The organism is Streptosporangium jomthongense (genome assembly GCF_042650425.1).
GTDB lineage: Bacteria > Actinomycetota > Actinomycetes > Streptosporangiales > Streptosporangiaceae > Streptosporangium.
In genome coordinates, this window is the sequence record NZ_JBHSBC010000012.1 from 484338 (window position 1) to 501428 (window position 17091).

11 protein-coding genes are annotated in these 17091 nt (G+C 72.0%); all 11 read right to left on the reverse strand.

Features of this window, described 5'->3' with window-relative positions; genetic code table 11:
* Positions 1-72: 72 nt before the first annotated feature.
* The 11 genes from rpe to metK all read right to left on the reverse strand — a co-directional run bounded on the left by rpe (position 73) and on the right by metK (position 17010).
* A complete protein-coding gene (gene rpe, locus ACFOYY_RS13900) occupies positions 73-729 on the reverse strand; it encodes a ribulose-phosphate 3-epimerase (protein WP_352008965.1) in 657 nt (218 codons plus the stop codon).
* Positions 730-793: 64 nt separating this feature from the next.
* Positions 794-2644: an asparagine synthase (glutamine-hydrolyzing) gene (asnB, locus tag ACFOYY_RS13905; RefSeq protein WP_386189981.1), complete on the reverse strand. Its 1851-nt coding sequence runs from the start codon at positions 2642-2644 to the stop codon at positions 794-796.
* Positions 2645-2764: 120 nt separating this feature from the next.
* Positions 2765-4222 (reverse strand): RsmB/NOP family class I SAM-dependent RNA methyltransferase, encoded by a 1458-nt coding sequence (locus tag ACFOYY_RS13910; protein ID WP_362778603.1) that lies wholly within the window; start codon positions 4220-4222, stop codon positions 2765-2767.
* Positions 4223-4225: 3 nt separating this feature from the next.
* Entirely contained in the window at positions 4226-5155 is a 930-nt protein-coding gene (fmt, locus tag ACFOYY_RS13915; RefSeq protein WP_386189982.1) for a methionyl-tRNA formyltransferase, read from the reverse strand.
* 5 nt (positions 5156-5160) lie between these two features.
* Positions 5161-5709: a peptide deformylase gene (def, locus tag ACFOYY_RS13920; protein WP_352008961.1), complete on the reverse strand. Its 549-nt coding sequence runs from the start codon at positions 5707-5709 to the stop codon at positions 5161-5163.
* A gap of 629 nt (positions 5710-6338) precedes the next feature.
* Positions 6339-7727 carry a hypothetical protein gene (locus ACFOYY_RS13925; protein WP_386189983.1) on the reverse strand — a complete coding sequence of 463 codons (1389 nt, stop codon included), beginning with the start codon at positions 7725-7727 and terminating at the stop codon, positions 6339-6341.
* A 39-nt stretch (positions 7728-7766) separates the two neighbouring features.
* Entirely contained in the window at positions 7767-9434 is a 1668-nt protein-coding gene (locus ACFOYY_RS13930; RefSeq protein ID WP_352008959.1) for a hypothetical protein, read from the reverse strand.
* 49 nt (positions 9435-9483) lie between these two features.
* The gene (locus ACFOYY_RS13935; protein WP_386189984.1) at positions 9484-11562 is read right to left on the reverse strand and encodes a primosomal protein N'; all 2079 of its coding nucleotides are present in this window, start codon (positions 11560-11562) and stop codon (positions 9484-9486) included.
* Positions 11563-11782: 220 nt separating this feature from the next.
* Positions 11783-13042, reverse strand: coding sequence for a helix-turn-helix transcriptional regulator (locus tag ACFOYY_RS13940; protein WP_386189985.1), 1260 nt, complete (start codon positions 13040-13042; stop codon positions 11783-11785).
* A 218-nt stretch (positions 13043-13260) separates the two neighbouring features.
* On the reverse strand, positions 13261-15582 hold the full coding sequence (locus ACFOYY_RS13945; RefSeq protein ID WP_386189986.1) for an ATP-binding protein: 2322 nt from the start codon (positions 15580-15582) through the stop codon (positions 13261-13263).
* Positions 15583-15822: 240 nt separating this feature from the next.
* Positions 15823-17010, reverse strand: coding sequence for a methionine adenosyltransferase (gene metK / locus ACFOYY_RS13950; protein ID WP_352008956.1), 1188 nt, complete (start codon positions 17008-17010; stop codon positions 15823-15825).
* Between the last annotated feature and the right edge of the window lie 81 nt (positions 17011-17091).

Below are 17091 nucleotides of genomic sequence, written 5' to 3' on the forward strand. Positions count from 1 at the left end.
GCACTCTCGCGGCTTCTCGAAGGCCCCGGGGCGCCCAATGGCGTCCCGGGGCCTTCGAACATCTGGAGGCCGTCAGGCCTTCTCCGCCGCCGACCGCAGCTCGTCGATCGCACGGGCCGGGTCGGCGGCGCCGTAGACGGCGCTGCCCGCGACGAACACGTCGGCCCCGGCCTCCGCGCAGCGCTCGATCGTCTCGGCCGAGACCCCGCCGTCGACCTGCAGCCAGATCTGGCCGCCGTGCCCGTCGATCAGCCCGCGGGCCCGGCGGATCTTGGGCAGCACGATGTCCAGGAACCGCTGGCCGCCGAAGCCGGGCTCCACGGTCATCATCAGCAGCATGTCGACCTCGCCGAGCAGGTCCTCGTACGGCTCGACCGCCGTGGCGGGGTTCAGCGCGAGCCCGGCGCGGGCCCCGGCGGCGCGGATCTGCCGCAGGGTGCGCACCGGGGCCTTGGCGGCCTCCACGTGGATCGTCACGCTGCCCGCCCCCGCCTCGGCGTAGGCAGGTGCCCAGCGGTCGGGGTCCTCGATCATCAGGTGGCAGTCGAGCGGCGTCGAGGTCGCCTTGAGCAGCGACTCGACGACGGGCAGGCCAAGAGTCAGGTTGGGCACGAAATGGTTGTCCATGACGTCCACGTGCAACCAGTCGGCGTTGGGCACCGCCGCGGCCGCCTCCGCGAGGCGGGCGAAGTCGGCGGACAGGATGCTGGGCGAGATCTGTACGGCCATAGTGCGGCCGAGTCTATTGGGCGCCGCCCTCCGGTCACCGGGCGGGCGGAGCCCCCGCGCGCGCTCAGAGTTTGAGCCGCACGTCGTACTCCTCAAGCCAGGCGTTGAGCCCGAGGAAGCCGTCCAGCGCCGCCCTGCCGTCCAGGTCCGCCTCCCCCTCCTGCCGGTCGAGGACGGCTCGCACCCTGCCGAGGTCGGCCAGCTGCGCGGCCGCGACCCCACCCCGGTCGAGCAGCCCGGCGACCTGCTTGCTGAGGGCCTGGTCGTAGGCGGGGTCCTGGGTCGTGGGGTAGGGACTCTTTCGGCGTTCGAGCACCGAACCGGGCAGGATGTCCGCCGCCGCGGCGCGCAGCACGCTCTTCTCGCGCCCGTCGAAGCTCTTGATCGACCAGGGGATGTTGAAGACGTACTCGACCAGCCGGTGGTCGCAGAACGGCACCCGGACCTCAAGGCCGACGGCCATGCTCATCCGGTCCTTGCGGTCGAGGAGGTTCTGCACGAAGCGGGTCAGGTTCAGGTAGCCGATCTCCCGCATCCGCCGCTCCAGCCCGCCCTCCCCCGGCAGCCTGGGCACCTCGTCGAGCGCCTCCCGGTAGCGCCTGGCGCGGTAGGCGGGCAGGTCGAGTTCCCGCAGCAGCTCCTCGCTGAGGATCCCGACCACCCCGTTGAACCGCTCGACGCCCGGCATCGCCAGCCACGGGAAGGTGTCGCCGCCGACCGCGGCCGGTTCGTGGAACCAGCGGTAGCCGCCGAAGACCTCGTCGGCCGACTCCCCGGACAACGCGACCGTCGAGTGCTCCCTGATCGCCCTGAACAGCAGGTAGAGCGAGGTGTCCATGTCGCCGAGCCCGAGCGGCAGATCGCGCGCCCGCAGTACGGCGGCGCGCGCGGCGGGGTCCATGAGGTCGGCCGGGTCCAGGACGATGGAGGTGTGGTCGGAGCCGACGTGCCGGACGACGTCGAGGACGTACGGCGTGTCCGGGGTCGAGCGAATCGCGTCCGGGGTGAAGTTCTCGTCGTAGCCGGCGAAGTCGACGGAGAAGGAGCGGACCCCCTCCTTGCCGTCCTTCCGCAGCCGGTCCATGGCCAGCGCGGTGACCGTGCTCGAATCGAGGCCGCCGGACAGCAGGGTGCACAGCGGCACGTCGGAGACCAGCTGGCGCCCGACGACGTCCTCCAGCATCCCGCGCACCGTCCGTACGGTCGTCCCGAGGTCGTGGGGGTGCTCGCGGGCCTCAAGCCGCCAGTAGAACCGCCTGCTCAGGCCCGCACGGCTCACCCGGATCACCTGGCCTGGCCGCACCTCGTGCATTCCCCGGTAGACGGCGTGTCCGGGCGTCTTACTGAACGCGTAGATCTCCCGCAGGCCGTCGAGATCGACCACGGCGGGCTGGGCGAGCGGGTTGGCGAGGATCGCCTTAGGCTCCGAACCGAACAGCACCCCCGAGGGGGTCGGGTGGTAGTACAGCGGCTTGACGCCCATCCGGTCGCGCGCCAGCAGCAGCTCCTGACGCCGGACGTCCCAGATCGCGAAGGCGAACATGCCGTTCAGGCGGTCGAGGAGGTCCTCGTCCCACTCCAGGTAGGCCCGCAGCAGGACCTCGGTGTCGCTCCGGGTGCGGAAGCGGTGGCCCCGCGCGGCCAGCTCGGCGCGCAGCTCGGGAAAGTCGTACAGCTCCCCGCTGTAGACCAGGACGGCGAGCGGCTCACCGTCCTGGTCGGCGACCATCGGCTGACGCCCGCCCTCGACGTCGATGACGGCCAGCCTGCGGTGGCCGAGCGCGACGTGCGGGGCCGTCCACAACCCCTCGTCGTCGGGCCCCCGGCAGGCCATCGTGTCGGTCATGGCCTGCGCGACGTCCCGGGACGGCCCAAGGTCACGCTCGAAGTCCACCCACCCGGAGATTCCACACATCAGTAAATCCCCACGTCCCATCGGCGATTTCCTGCATTGTCCGCAGAACCGATATTCATCTCAACGTGGGGGCAAGATTCGGACTTCCTTAACCTATCTTCACAAAGAGTTCAAATCCCGTTACCGGCGGCGCAGCAGGGCGAGGAACATCGCGTCCGTACCGTGGCGGTGCGGCCAGAACTGCGCGTACGGCCCCTCACCCAGCCCCTCGACGCCGGGCAGGAAGGCACGGGCGTCCAGCGCCTCGGCGTCCGCACGGCTGCGCAGCGCGTCACCCACGACGGCCACCGTCTCCGCCAGATGCGGCGAACAGGTCACGTAGGCGACGACCCCTCCGGGACGGACGGCCTCCAGGGCGTGCGAGAGCAGCTCCCGCTGGAGCGCGCCCAGCTCGGGAAGGCTACGGGGATCACGGCGCCAGCGCGCCTCGGGGCGACGGCGCAGCGCGCCGAGACCGGTGCAGGGCGCGTCGACCATGACCCGGTCGAAGACACCCGGCCGCCAGGCGGGCACCGTACCGTCCGCGGCGACCACCGCGGCCTGACGGGTGGCCTGCCTGACCAGACGGGCGCGGTGATACTGCAGCTCGGCCGCCAGCAGCCTCGCCCCGCCCCGTACGGCCAGCGCGTCCAGCAGGCCCGCCTTCCCGCCGGGACCGGCGCACATGTCGAACCAGCGGCTGTCCCCGCCCTCGACCGGGACCCGCGTCAGCGCCAGCGCGACCAGCTGACTCGCCTCGTCCTGTACGGCGGCGCGCCCCTCGGCCACCGCCAGGATGGAGCCCGGATCACCCTCCTTCAGGTAGGCCGCGTACGGGGAGTACTCGCCGGGCTCGGCGCCCGAGGCCAGGAGCTCCTCGACCGAGGCCCGTCCGGGACGGGCGACCAGGGTGACGCGGGGACGCTCGTTATCGGCGGCCAGCAGGGCGGCGGTCTCGTCGAAACCACCGCCGACGGCGTCGCGCAGCGCGTTGACGATCCACCGGGGGTGGCTGTGGGCGACCGCCAGGTGGCCGACCGGATCCTGCCCGGGATCGGGAGCCACGATCGGGACCCACTGGTCGAGCGAACGGCCCGCGACCTTCCTGAGCACCGCGTTGGCGTATTTCGACGCGCCTGTCCCCACCCGCAGCCGCACCAGGTCGACGGTCGTGCCGACGGCGGCGTGCGGCGGGACACGCGTCTTGAGCAACTGGTGCACACCGAGCCGGATCGCGTCGAGCAGCGGCGGATCGAGGTCCTCGGGGGGACGGTCACTGCAGGCGGCGATGACCTCGTCGTAGGTGCCCAGCCCGCGCAGCGTCCCGTAGGCCAGCTCGGTCGCCAGGCCCGCGTCACGCCCGGAGAGGCGGCGCTCCCTCAGCAGGGCGGGCATCAGCAGGTTGGCGTAGGCGTCCCGCTCGTCCACCGCGCGCAACAGGTCGTAGGCGACGTTCCTGGCCTCGTCACGGACCGGCTTCGGCGGGCGCGGGCGCCTGCTTCCACGACCCGCCCCCCGCCGCTCTCCGCCGCGAGAGGCGGTCTGATCGTCCCGTGAGTGGCCCGCCGCACGGCGGCCACCGCTCCCCCGCTCGTTCATGTCCTAGCCCAGCCGATCGTCTTCGGTGAGCCGCACGCCGCGGGCCCACTCCCCCGCGCTCATCGCGCGCTTGCCCTGTGGCCGCACCTCACCCAGCTCGACCGGGTGCGTCGCGGTGCCGACCAGCACCGTGTTCTTCGAGGCCGCGATCCGCCCCGGGACGAGCGAGGGCGCCCCGGGGGCGGGCCGCACCGGGCCGAGCTTGACCCGCAGGCCGCGGAACTCCGTCCAGGCGCCGGGAGCGGGGGAACAGGCCCGGATCAGCCGGTCGACCCGCATGGCCGGCGCCGACCAGTCGACCCTGGCGTCGTCCACAGTGATCTTCGGGGCGAGGCTCACCCCCTCAGCGGGCTGGGGCACCGCCTCCAGCGTGCCGTCCTCGATGCCGTCGAGGGTCGCGGCCAGCAGCCCGGCGCCCGACTCGGCGAGCCTGGCCAGCAGCTCCCCGCTGGTGTCGGCGGGCCTGACCTCCTCGGTGACCACGCCGTAGACCGGTCCCGCGTCCAGCTCCCTGACGATCTGGAAGGTGGCCGCGCCGGTGATCTCGTCACCGTGCAGTACGGCGTGCTGCACGGGCGCGGCGCCCCGCCAGGCGGGCAGCAGCGAGAAGTGGAGGTTGACCCACCCGCGAGGCGGGATGTCCAGGGCGCTCTGCGGCAGCAGAGCCCCGTAGGCGACGACGGGACAGCAGTCGGGGGCGATCAGCCGCAGCCGGTCGAGGAACTCGGGGTCCCCCGCCCTGACCGGTCTGAGGATCTCCACCCCCGCCTCCTGCGCCAGTTCGGCGACCGGACTCGGCTGAAGCTTGCGGCCCCGGCCCGACTGGGCGTCCGGGCGGGTGACGACGGCGGCGACCTCGTGGCGCGGCGAGTCGAGCAGGGCCCTCAACGAGGGCAGGGCGGTTTCCGGAGTTCCGGCGAAGACCAGACGCAAGGTTCCTACAGAGCCTTCCCGTGGGTCGCGTGCGGGGAGAACTTGAACGCGGGGGCGGACAGACCGCTCCACTCGGCCGCGCGGATCTCCCTCATCGCGAGCTTGCGCTGCTTGAGGTCCATCCGGTCGATGAAGAGCACCCCGTCGAGGTGGTCGGTCTCATGCTGGAAACAGCGCGCCATGAGGTCGGTGCCCTCAAGCGTGACGGGGTCACCGTGCATGTTGAACCCCGTCGCCACGGCCCTGATCGCCCTGGGGGTCGGGAACGACAGACCGGGGAAGGACAGGCAGCCCTCCTCACCCTCCTCGTCCTTCTCCTCGGACAGGTCGAGGTCGGGATTGATCAGATGACCGAGCTGGTTGTCGACGTAGTAGGTGAACACCCGCAGGCCGACCCCGATCTGCGGCGCCGCGAGCCCGGCCCCCGGCGCGTCCATCATCGTGTCCGTGAGGTCCTTGACGAGCCTGCGCAGCTCCTTGTCGAAGTCCTTCACCGGCTCCGCCGGCGTACGCAACACCGGGTCGCCGAAAAGACGGATCGGCTGAATGGCCAACAGGGATCTCCTCAGTGCTTTTCGGAAGCCTCAGTGTATCTGTGTCTCCTTGCTCCGCCTTCGGCGTCGCGGGCTCGGGCGCTGTGTCTCTTTGCGACGCCTTGCGGCGTCGCGGGCTTGGGCGCCTCCGAGTCGGTGCTTTCCCTCGTCACTGTGTCTCCTTGCTCCGCCTGACGGCGTCGCGGGGCTTGGGCGCCTCCGAGTCGGCGCTTTCCCTCGTCACTCCGTCACTCCGTCGCTTCGCTCCTGCGTTCCTCAGTCCAAGCGCCGACGGCGCCCAAGCCGGACACTCCTCACACACGGCACCGGTAAGGCACAGGCCAACCCCTCGCGCCCGGTGTCGGTAAGTCCACGCTGGACTCCTCGCTCTCGGACGTTGTCGGCCGTCCTGTTCAGAGTCGGTTCCGACGCCCCGGTGCCGGGAGTGAGGGGTTTGATCTTGTGCTTTACCGGTGCCGGGAGTGAGGGGTTCCGGCTTGGGCGCGTCGGTGCTTGGACTGAGGAACGCAGGAGCGAAGCGGATGAGCGACGAGGGAAAGCGCCGGCTCGAAGCGCCCAAGCCCGCGACGCCGAAGGCGGCGCAAAAAGGCACCCCGTTAGTCCGGCGGCGCCCCTCGGGCGCCGCCGGACTAACGGGAGCGGGTTTTCATCGCCGCCTTGCGGGCCGCCTTGGCGACCGTGGGGTCCGGGTGACGGGCACCCAGCAGGTCGAGCACGGCGATGGTGTCGGGGTGGTCGGCCGCGGCCATCTCCTCGGCCAGCCTGACCAGGTCCTCACCGGGTTCGAGCGCGTCGAACTCGCGGATCGCCTCGGCCGTCCTGCCGAGCTGGGCCAGCGAGGCGAGCGTGTCGACGGCGCTCCAGGTGCGGTCCTCCTGGGCGAGGGCCGGGGCCGGGAGGTCGCGGATGTGCAGCCAGGAGGCGGCGTAACGCCACAGGGACGGCTCCTGGAGCGCCTCCCTGAGGGGGGCCTCCGCCTCGGGGCCCAGCTCTTCGAGGATCGTGCCGACGGTGCCGCGCTGGCCGGCCGTACCCGAGGCGGCGACCCTGACCAGTTCGCGGGCGGCGGTCTCCGGGGTGCGGGACTCAAGCCAGACGGTGACGGCGCTGGGGGCCGCGGAGCGCTTGATGATGGCGTCGACCAGCTCGGTTGCGCCCAGGTCGGCGAAGACGGCGACCTCGGCCCCCGTCGGCGCGTCGTGGCCCTCACGGATGAGGTCCTGGCGGACGGCCCAGACGCCCAGGGGGGTCAGCCTCGGCCTGCCCGTCTCGGACGGCTCGATGAGACCGCAGTAGCCGAGCAGGGACAGCGCGGCGTCCAGTTCGCCGGGCAGGGAGGCGCTCAGCGCCCGCATCTCGGCGGGGCGGGCCTGGCAGGCCACCTCGTGCGACTGGAGGATGCCCTTGACGAGGGTGGCGGCGGACAGGCCGTCGCTCACCGCGTACATCGTGGCGAGCATCTCGGCCAGGTGGTCGTCGACCACGGCGGAGCCCGTGAGGCCCTCGTCCGCCCGGTCGAGCACGTCCATGACCACGCCGTCCCAGAACTCCAGCATCGCCCGGTGCGGCAGCTCTGCCGACAGCGCCAGCGGGCCCTCCGTCGCCATGCCCCTGGAGATGCGGAGCATGCCGGTGTTGACCGCGACGACCCACAGCAGGTGCAACCGAGCCGGGCCGGGCAGGCCGAGCTCGGCGCACGCCAGGAAGGGGTCGGGCAGCAGGCCCTCCGGGGTCACCGGCCTGGTGCCGGTCCAGACGGCCAGCCGCTGGGCGTCCAGCACCAGGGGGACCCTCAGCACGGCCTCGGCCAGCTCGCCGTCGGCGGCCAGCTCGACCGGTGGGAAGCTCAGCACCTCGGTGCCGCAGTCGGAGCAGTCGCAGTCGCCGTCCGCCTCGGTGGCGCCGACCGCGTCGAGCACGGCCGCGCGCAGCTCTCCGGGTGCCGCCCCGAGCTCGCCGACGAGCCTGCGCAACTCGCCGAGGTCGAAGACGTTGCCCGTGTTCCCGCTCTTTGCCACTCGTGAAACTTACTGCACTCAGGCCCCACGGGTGTACGGCTAGCCGATCGCGCGCGATCTGGCCTTGAAGGCGGCCTTGCGCGCGGCCTTGGCGACGTTCTGGTCGTGCAGGGAGCGGCCGAGCAGTTCGAGGACCTGCACGACGTCCGGGTGGTCGACCCGCCACATCTCGTCGATCATATGGGCGGGCGGACCGGACGCCGCCATGTTCTCGGCGAACGTCTCGGGGTCGTCCTCGGCCGCGGAGACGGCCAGGGCGAGGGTGTCCACGCTCATCCACAGGACCTCCTCCTGGGTGAGCGCCGGGGCGGGCAGGCCGCGCGCCGACAGCCAGTGGATGACGTGGGGGCGCAGCTCCGCCTCCTGCAGATGCCCTCTGACCGCCCGTTCTGCCTCGGGGCCGAGCCTGTCGACGATCGTCACGGCGATCCCCCTGGCGACGGAGGGGGCGCCGGTGACGGCGCCGAGGAGCTCGGCCGCGGCCTCGGCCGCGCTTCTGCTCCGCAGCCACTCCTCGATCTCGGCCTCGGCCAGTTCCGTGGGGATGCCGGACAGCAGTCCCTCGATGAGTTCGGAGGCGTCCACGGCGGCCAGGTCGGCGGCCTCGGGGGCGTCGATGCCGAGCCCGGTGTAGAGCTCCCGCAGGGCCCACACGGCCTGCGGGGTCAGTGCGAGCTCCATCCGGTCCGGTTCGACGACGCCGCAGTAGGCCAGGCGCCCGATGGCCTCCTCAGGGTCGAGTTCGGCCTCGTCGGTCAGCCCGGCCTCCTGGGCGTACTCCATCAGCAGCGGGACCGGCATCGGCGTCTGCAGCCGGTAGAGCACGTCGCACAGGCCGTAGAGCTCCTCGTCGAGGGCCGGATTGCCGGTGACGGCGCCGCCGGTCTCCTTCTCCACGACGAACTCGACCACCGAGGCCCAGACGTCGAGCGGGTCGAGGTCGTCGGCGTCGAAGACGGCGGTGCCCTCGATCTCGACCAGTCCCGCGTAGACCGCCAGGTCCCACAGCAGGGCGGGTTCGGCGACCGAGAGCTGGGCGGTGGCCTCGGCGGCGTCGCGGACTCTGAGGCGCCCCTTGACGGTCGGAGTGCGGCCTCCGGCGAGCATCCACTGCACCAGCCGCCGGGCGTCGGTCACCATGGGGACCCGTAGCGCCGCCTCGGCCAGTGCCTCGCGGGCGGCGAGCCGTACGGGGGGCAGGGGGGCGCATCCCGGGCAGTCGCACGGCCCGTCCTCGCTCTCCTCCCGGACGGCCTGGGCCGCGGGCCGTTCGGCCGGGGTGAGGGAGAAGCCCTGTTCGAGGGCTTCGGCGCCCATCGCGCTGAACAGGCTCTTGGCCATGCCGAACCGGGAGGTGTCGGCGAGCGCGATCGGCATCTCCGGTTCGATTCGGTCCAGTACGGATCGCATTCTGGTCGCCATCTTGCCGCCGATCTCCTCGGTCGCGAGGAGGAAGTCGACCAGGGTACGGGCGGCGGCGACGGTCTCTGGGGCACTCTCCGGCGGGGCGATGACCTTCCGCGGGTAGATGTTGAGCAGCAGTTCCTCGAAGGTGCCCGGGGTGAAGTCGCCCAGCTCGTTCACGTCCAGATAGTCGCTCGCGTAGTCGCAGAGCAGACGTACCTCGTCCACGTCAACGGCCAGGCCGTGCGCACGCCCCCACGCGCGCAGATCGTCTACGGCCTGATTCACCCATTCGATCGACACAGAGGAAAATTAACGGCTTACTGTCAGCACCGCGAATCGGGGAAACAACTCAAATGACGTCCAGGGGGTCAATGCACACCCGGACCACCTCCGGTGACTTACGGGCGGAGCGTACTCCCGCCGCCCCCTTCAGCGCCGCGGACAGCGCCGCCCCCGCCGCCTGCGGGACCCGTACCATGGCACGTTCCCGCACCTGGTCGCCCCTTGGCGTGTCGAGGGGGACGGGCCCGAGCACCTGCGCCTGCCCGGGCAGTTCGACGTCGCCGAGCATTTCCCGTACCGCGCCGGGGGACCCGGTCAGGGTGGCGATCCTTACCGCCGGGGGAAAACGGAGTTCTGTCCTGTCGGCCAGTTCACGTTCGGCGTGGGTGGCCGGGTCCCAGCGCAGCAGCGCCTGCACGGCGGGCACCGAGGAGTCGGCGAGCACCACCAGCTCCGCCCGTGGCCGCAGCAGCGCGGCCGCGTTCATCCACCGGCGCAGCGTCTCCTCGGCGGCCCGCAGGTCGGGCCTGCCCAGCATGGCCCAGCCGTCCAGCAGCACCGCCGCCGCGTAGCCGCCCTCCGCGACGGGCTCGGCCCCCGGGGTCGCCACGACCAGGGCACGCGCGTCACCGACCGCGGCGAGCACCCCGTCCCTGCCCGAGGTCCTGACCGGCACCGAGGGAAAGGCCCTGCCGAGTTCCTCGGCCGTACGGCGGGCGCCGACCACCTGCGCCCGCATCCGCGCCGCGCCGCAGGACTGGCAGCGCCACTGTCCCGCGATCCGGCCGCACCAGCGGCAGTACGGCATGGCGTGTCCCCCGCGCAGCGCGAGCGGCCCTCCGCAGTGCCCGCACCTGGCCGTGGTCCGGCAACTCTGGCAGGCCAGGCCGGGCAGGTATCCCCGCCGGGGGACCTGGATCAGCACCGGCCCCGTCTCCAGGCCCGCGCGCAGCGCCCGCCAGGCGAGGCTGGGCAGCCTGGCCGCCCGCGCCGCCTCGTCCCTGGCCAGTTCCGCGTCGTCCCCCGCGGGGCGGACCCTGGGCGCCCTGGCCCTGATCGTCTCCCGGTCCGCGACGATGGCACCGGCCCAGCCGGTGGCGACGAGCCTGGTGGCCTCGGCCGTACGGGCGTGGCCACCGATGAGCAGTCCCGCCCTGCCGTGGTGGGCGCGCAGCGCGAGGACCTCCCTGGCGTGCGGATAAGGCGCGAGCCGTTCGGCGTGCAGATCGTCGCCGTCGTCCCAGATCACCACCAGGCCCAGATCCCTGACCGGCGCGAAGACGGCCGCCCTGGTGCCCACGACGACGCGCACGTGGCCCCTGCGGACACGCAGCCAGCGCCGGTAGCGCTCCGCGGGGCCCAGGTCCGAGGTGAGCGCGACGTGCGTCCCGGGGTCCAGGACCGCGCCGAGCGCGGCGTCGGCCAGCGCGACGTCCTTGCCGTCGGGGAGGACGACGAGGGCGCCCCTGTCCCCCCGGAGGGTCTCCCGCACGGCGACCGCGACCGCCCTCGGCCATTCGAGGCCGTCCCGTCCCGTCCCGGGCAGCGCGCTCCACACCGCGCGGGGTGAGCGGCCCTGGGCCAGGGCCGTGAGGAAGGCCGCCCCCTCCGGATAGCCGGCCCACGGCCCCAGGTCTCCGCCGGTCTTCTCCCCGGACGGCTTCTCTGCCGGTTCCCGCTGGGGTTGCGGCTCGGCCTCGACTCTGGCGTGGCGGGGCGGGACGGCGAGCCTGAGCACGTCGGCCATGGTCCCCGCGTAGCGGTCGGCCACGATCCTGGCCAGCAGGGCGATCTCCGGGGCGAGCACCGGCTCCGGCGAGACGACCCGCTCAAGCCTGGCCAGTCCGCCCTCGTGCTCGGTGTCCTCGGCCCGTTCGAGCAGGAAGCCGTCCACGAGCTTGCCCGCGAACCTGACCCTGACCCGCGCGCCCGGGACCGCCTCGGCGTCCATGGACGCGGGCACGAGATAGTCGAACGGCCGGTCCAGGTGCGGCAACGGCGTGTCCACGACGACCCGTGCGACCGGCAGCGTCGCGGCCGGCTCCGGCACCCCCCTGGCGGACCTGGCGGCGGGGACGGGCCCGCGACGCACGGCGTCGAGCGGAAGCAGGGCGCCGTCGTCCGCGGGGAGGCTGGTGTGGGTCACCCACTTGTCCTACCAGATGCGCGGGGACCGTCCCGCCAGACGTGGGAGGGGTTCGGCCAGTGGGTCACGCCCGACACAGGGAAAACCCCAACATACTTCAGGTGGAAGGGGACCCCTCCCTCAAGACCACCCGACGCTGCGGAACGCTGGAGCACACGGTGTCCCACTGGCCACCACCATGATGACCGCCACCACCCCCCTTCCGCATCGGGCGATGTGCCTATGTCGAGGACTGATAATCGCTTTCCGCGACCCAGGCGGCGACCTGGGTGCGGGAGGCGAGGCCGCCCTTGGCGAGAATGTTGCGGACGTGGGCGTCCACGGTGCGTTTGGCGATGTCAAGCCGTACGGCGATCTCCGGGTTCGAGAGTCCCTCGGTGATCAGTTTGGCCACCTGGAGCTCCCTGGCGCTCAGTGTGCCCGCGGGCCTGGCCGTCCCGCCCGGCTGCCGGGGGGAGGGCAGCCGTCCCCCGCCCCGCAGCGGACGCTGTACGGCGGGCCGCCACGGGCTTCCCGAGGGTTCGAGGCCGACCCTTCTGTAGGCCTCCAGCATCCGGTACCTCTCGCCTGGTTCGCGGAGTACGACGGACCCCTCGACCAGCTTCGCCAGGACGGGGGCCACCCGTTCCCCGGGGAGGTGTCCCCGGCACGCCGCGCGCGCGTCCGCCAGGCCGAAGGAGCCCGGCAGGGCCGACAGCAGGGCCCACAGCTCGCGCTGCTCGGCGTCGCAGAGGTCGTAGCTCCACATGACGGCCGCCCGCAGGTCACGGTGGCGCGGCAGCACGGTCCTGCTGACCCCGGTCAGCAGGGTGAAACGGTGCCTGAGCTCCTCAAGCAGGTCCCTGGCCAGCATGGACCGCACCAGGGTCGCGGCCAGCTCGATCGCCAGCGGCAGCCCGTCGAGCCTGCCGCAGATCTCCGCCACGATCGGCGCCGTGGCCGGCGTCAGCGCGAACCGGGGGTCGACCGCCATCGCCCGGTCCTCGAACAGTCGCACGGCCGAGGTGAGCGGTAACGGCGCGAGCTGCAGCACCCGCTCCCCCGGCAGGCCGAGCGGCCTGCGCCCGGTGACGACGATCGCGGCCCTGGGCGCCTCGGCCAGCAGGTCCTCCGTCAGCGCGGCGACCTCACCGGGAATGTGCTCGCAGGTGTCGAGGACGACGAGCGGGCGCCGTTCGCGCAGGGCGGCCCCGATCTCCCTGGCGGACGACGTCCGGGGCAGTTCGAGCGCCTCGGCCAGTGTGGTCACCGGGTCGGCGGTACCGGACAGTTCGGCCCGCCAGGTCCCGCCCGGGAAGCGGCGGCGCAGCCTGGCGGCCAGGCGCAGGGCCGTACGGGTCTTGCCGACGCCCGCGGGTCCTGTGACGGTCATGATCCTGGCCTCTGTGAGGTGGCGCAGGCCCTCGGCCAGCTCCTCCGCCCGTCCCACGAAACTGGACAGGTCAACCGGCAGGTTTCCCGGCCCCCGCACCATGTTCATCCTCCGCTTCCGCTTGGTGCCGTGCCCGGCGAAAGGCGAACGCCCTTGGCGCCGAATCGGCCGTGCTCTTCTGGAACATCCGTCTACGGCAAAAAATTCACGCCGACCAGAACATTCACGTCCAGCAAAATCGCCGGCTCTCAAGGCATACCTGTACACGCGGACACTTCATGCCCACCTGTACTTGATGTCCGGTCAGCCGTCCGTGCGGCCGGACCTCACACGTGTCCCCTGCGCTGCCTGATCGCCCAGGCCGCGATCTGGGTGCGCGCGGAGAAACCGAGCTTGGCGAGGATGTGCTCGACGTGGGAGTCGACCGTGCGCTGGACGACCACCAGCCGGTGGGCGATCTGCCGGTTGGTCAGCCCCTCGGCGACCAGTTCCGCGACCTCGCGCTCCCTGCGGGTCAGCGGCGCCCAGCGGGAGTCCCGTACGGCGGGCCCCGTGGCCACGTCCTCGCCGAGCGCGTAGGCGATCGCCCGTTCCGAGCCGAGCGCGGCCCCCTCCCTGACCGCCTGCTCGGCCTCCCTTCGAGGCAGCTCCGCGGCGACACGCTGGGCGCAGCGGGCGCTCTCCTCGATCACCACCGGATAGCCCTGCTCGATCAGCCCCTTGTCGAGCCGTTCCGCGCGCGCCGCGGCGAACAGCCGCCCTGCCCTGGCCAGGTCGCCCTCGTCGGCCGCGGCGCAGGCCAGCAGCTCCAGACAGGAGACGACGCCCATGGTGTCGGAGAAGCGTGTCTTGACCCGCAGGGAGTCGCGGGCGTGCCCGACCGCCCTGGCGGCGTCGCCCTCCGTCCGCGCCACCAGGCCGAGGACGTAGTCGGCGTGCGCGTTCGCCCAGACCTCTCCCAGCTCGTCGCACAGCTCGCGGCATTCGAGCAGGATCCGGCCCGCCGCCTCGGGCTCGCCGCCGAGCACCAGGCAGGTGCCCAGCTCGACCATCGCGGGCAGGAGCACCTCGGGCAGCTCCCGGTTGGGGCGAAGCCGTTCGATCACCGTGCCGAGCATGTCCTCCGCGGCCCGGGGGTCGCCCTCGACCGAGGCCAGTGTGCCGTTCATCTTGAGCTGGACCAGCTCGACCAGCTCGGCGCCCGGCGTCCCCGGCGGACTGTGCGCCCTGCACCGTTCCAGCAGCAGCCGCGCCTCGTCCAGGTCGCCTCTGGCGTTGGCGATGTAGACGAGGGTGAGCAGCCCCCACGACCAGGCCTGACTGCCCGGCATGGGCTGGGCGAGCAGCCTTTCGAGCTGGTCGCGGCCCTCCCTGAGCATCCCGCAGGCCACCCAGAGGTACCACAGGCCCGCGGCCATCATCAGGCCCGTCTCACGCAGTTCGGGGTCCTGGACGCACAGGTCCAGGGCGGCGCGGATGTTGGGCCACTGCCTGCGGACCCGGCTCCACGACTCGACCTGGTCGCCGTGCCGGCCCGACTCCTTGCCCCTGAGCGCCAGCTCGAAGTGGTAGCGCAGGTGCCTGCGGCGCAGCCATCCCTCGTCCCCGGTCTCGGCCAGCCTGGCCGCGCCGTACTCCCTGATGATGTCCAGAAGCCGGTAGGCCGTGCCCTCCTCGCGTTTGACCGGGATCACGATCGACTTGTCCACCAGGCCCAGCAGGGTGGGCAGGATCCGTTCCGCGGGCAGCGCCTCGTCGGCGCAGACCCCCTCCGCCGCCGCGGCGTCGAAGTCGGAGACGAAGACCGGCAGCCGCGACCACAGCAGCCGTTCGTCGGGGGTGCACAGGTCGTGGCTCCAGTCGACGGTCGCGCCGACCGTCGGGTGCCTGCTGGCCGTCACCCGGCCGGACAGCAGCCAGAGCCGGTCGTCCAGCAGGTCGCGGACCCGGCCGAGGGTGAAGGCGCGCATCCGGACGGCGACCAGTTCGATGGCCAGCGGGATCCCGTCGAGCTTGGTGCAGATCTCCGCGATCTCCTCGGCGTTCTCCCCGGTGAGGGCGTAGTCCGGCTTGACGGCGGCGACACGTTCGAGGAACAGCGTGACCGACTCGCACCGGGAGAGCGCGCCGACCGACTTCATGGCGCGCGGCCCCGGCAGGGCCATCGGCGGCAGGGCGACGATGTGCTCGCCGGGCACTCCGAGCGACTGCCTGCTGGTGGCCAGGATGCGCAGGTTGGGGCTGCTCTCCAGGAGGGTCTGGGCCAACCGGGCGCAGGCGTCCACGAGGTGCTCGCAGGTGTCGAGGACCAGGAGCATCTGCCGGTCGCGGAGGTGCTCGACCAGGACCTCGGTGTCCGGCCTCACGGACAGGTCGACCAGTTCGAGGGCGTACGCCACGGCCTGTTCGAGACGGTCGGGGTCGCTCACCCCGGCCAGTTCGACGAACTTGACGCCGTCGGCGAAGGTCGCGAGCACCTCGGAGGCCGCCCTGACCGCCACCCGGGTCTTGCCGATGCCGGCGACCCCGGTGACGGTGACCAGCCTGGAGACCTGGAGCAGACGCCTGACCTGACGAAGCTCTTCCTTGCGGCCCACGAAGCTTGTCGCCTCCATGGGCAGTTCGCCTGTCCCAAACCGCCTGATCACGTCTCTCCCCCAAGATCTCCAAAAGAGAAGTTACACAGAATTGGACGGTTCAGGGGACACAGTTGGTGGTCAGGCTCCATATGTGCGCTCTTGACCCGTGAAAGGCGGGACGCAGCCGGTCACCGCCACGCCTCCGGCCCCGCACGCGGAGCCGGACACGGTCAGGACCACACGGGGAGAAGGCCGGGAAAAACGGCACGGCCCCCGCGAGGGATGCTCGCGGGGGCCGTGCCTGCGGGGTCAGAGACCGGCGGCCTTGCGCAGGGCGTCGGCGCGGTCGGTGGCCTCCCAGGAGAACTCGGGACGACCGAAGTGACCGTAGGCGGAGGTCGCCGAGTAGATCGGGCGGAGCAGGTCGAGGTCGCGGATGATCGCGGCCGGGCGCAGGTCGAAGACGCTGAGCACGGCCTCCTGGATCTTCTCGACCGGGACCTTCTCGGTGCCGAAGGTCTCGACGAACACGCCGACCGGGTGCGCCTTGCCGATGGCGTAGGCGACCTGGACCTCGGCGCGGTCCGCCAGCTCCGCGGCCACTATGTTCTTGGCGACCCAGCGCATGGCGTAGGCGGCCGAGCGGTCGACCTTGGACGGGTCCTTGCCGGAGAAGGCGCCGCCGCCGTGACGGGCCATGCCGCCGTAGGTGTCGACGATGATCTTGCGGCCGGTCAGACCGGCGTCGCCCATCGGGCCGCCGATCTCGAAACGGCCGGTGGGGTTGACCAGCAGCCGGTAGCCCTCGGTCTCGATCTCAAGACCGGCGAGCACCGGATCGACCACGTGCTCCTTGATGTCCGGGGCGAGCATCTCCTTGAGGTCGATCTCGGCCGCGTGCTGGGTGGAGACGACCACGGTGTCGAGGCGGACCGGCTTGTCGCCGTCGTACTCGATGGTGACCTGGGTCTTGCCGTCGGGGCGGAGGTAGGGGACGGTGCCGTTCTTACGGACCTCCGACAGGCGCTCGGCCAGGCGGTGGGCCAGCTGGATCGGCAACGGCATCAGCTCGGGGGTCTCACGCGAGGCGTAGCCGAACATCAGGCCCTGGTCGCCCGCGCCCTGGCGGTCGAGCTCGTCGGAGCCCTCGCCCTCACGGGCCTCGTAGGCGGCGTCGACGCCCTGGGCGATGTCGGGCGACTGCGCGCCGATGGACACCGAGACGCCACAGGAGGCGCCGTCGAAGCCCTTGTGCGAGGCGTCGTAACCGATTTCGAGGATCTTCGCCCGGATGAGACCGGGGATGTCGACGTAGGTCTCCGTCGTCACCTCTCCGGCGACGTGGACCTGACCGGTGGTGATCAGCGTCTCGACCGCGACACGGCTCCGGGGGTCTCCCTTGAGCATGGCGTCGAGAATCGCGTCACTGATCTGGTCGGCGATCTTGTCCGGGTGGCCCTCGGTGACCGACTCGGAGGTGAACAGGCGACGGGACAAGTCAGTGGCTCCTCATGCAGCGGCTGCTGGCGTCTGGGACTTCGGGGCACACGGCACCCGAAGCGCTCGCCGAATTCTAGC

What these genes read in the sequence shown, in the direction of transcription:
- rpe (WP_352008965.1), bottom strand. Translation starts at nt 729, where the DNA reads ATGGCCGTACAGATCTCGCCCAGCATCCTGTCCGCCGACTTCGCCCGC.
- asnB (WP_386189981.1), bottom strand. Translation starts at nt 2,644, where the DNA reads ATGTGTGGAATCTCCGGGTGGGTGGACTTCGAGCGTGACCTTGGGCCG.
- ACFOYY_RS13910 (WP_362778603.1), bottom strand. Translation starts at nt 4,222, where the DNA reads ATGAACGAGCGGGGGAGCGGTGGCCGCCGTGCGGCGGGCCACTCACGG.
- ACFOYY_RS13940 (WP_386189985.1), bottom strand. Translation starts at nt 13,042, where the DNA reads ATGAACATGGTGCGGGGGCCGGGAAACCTGCCGGTTGACCTGTCCAGT.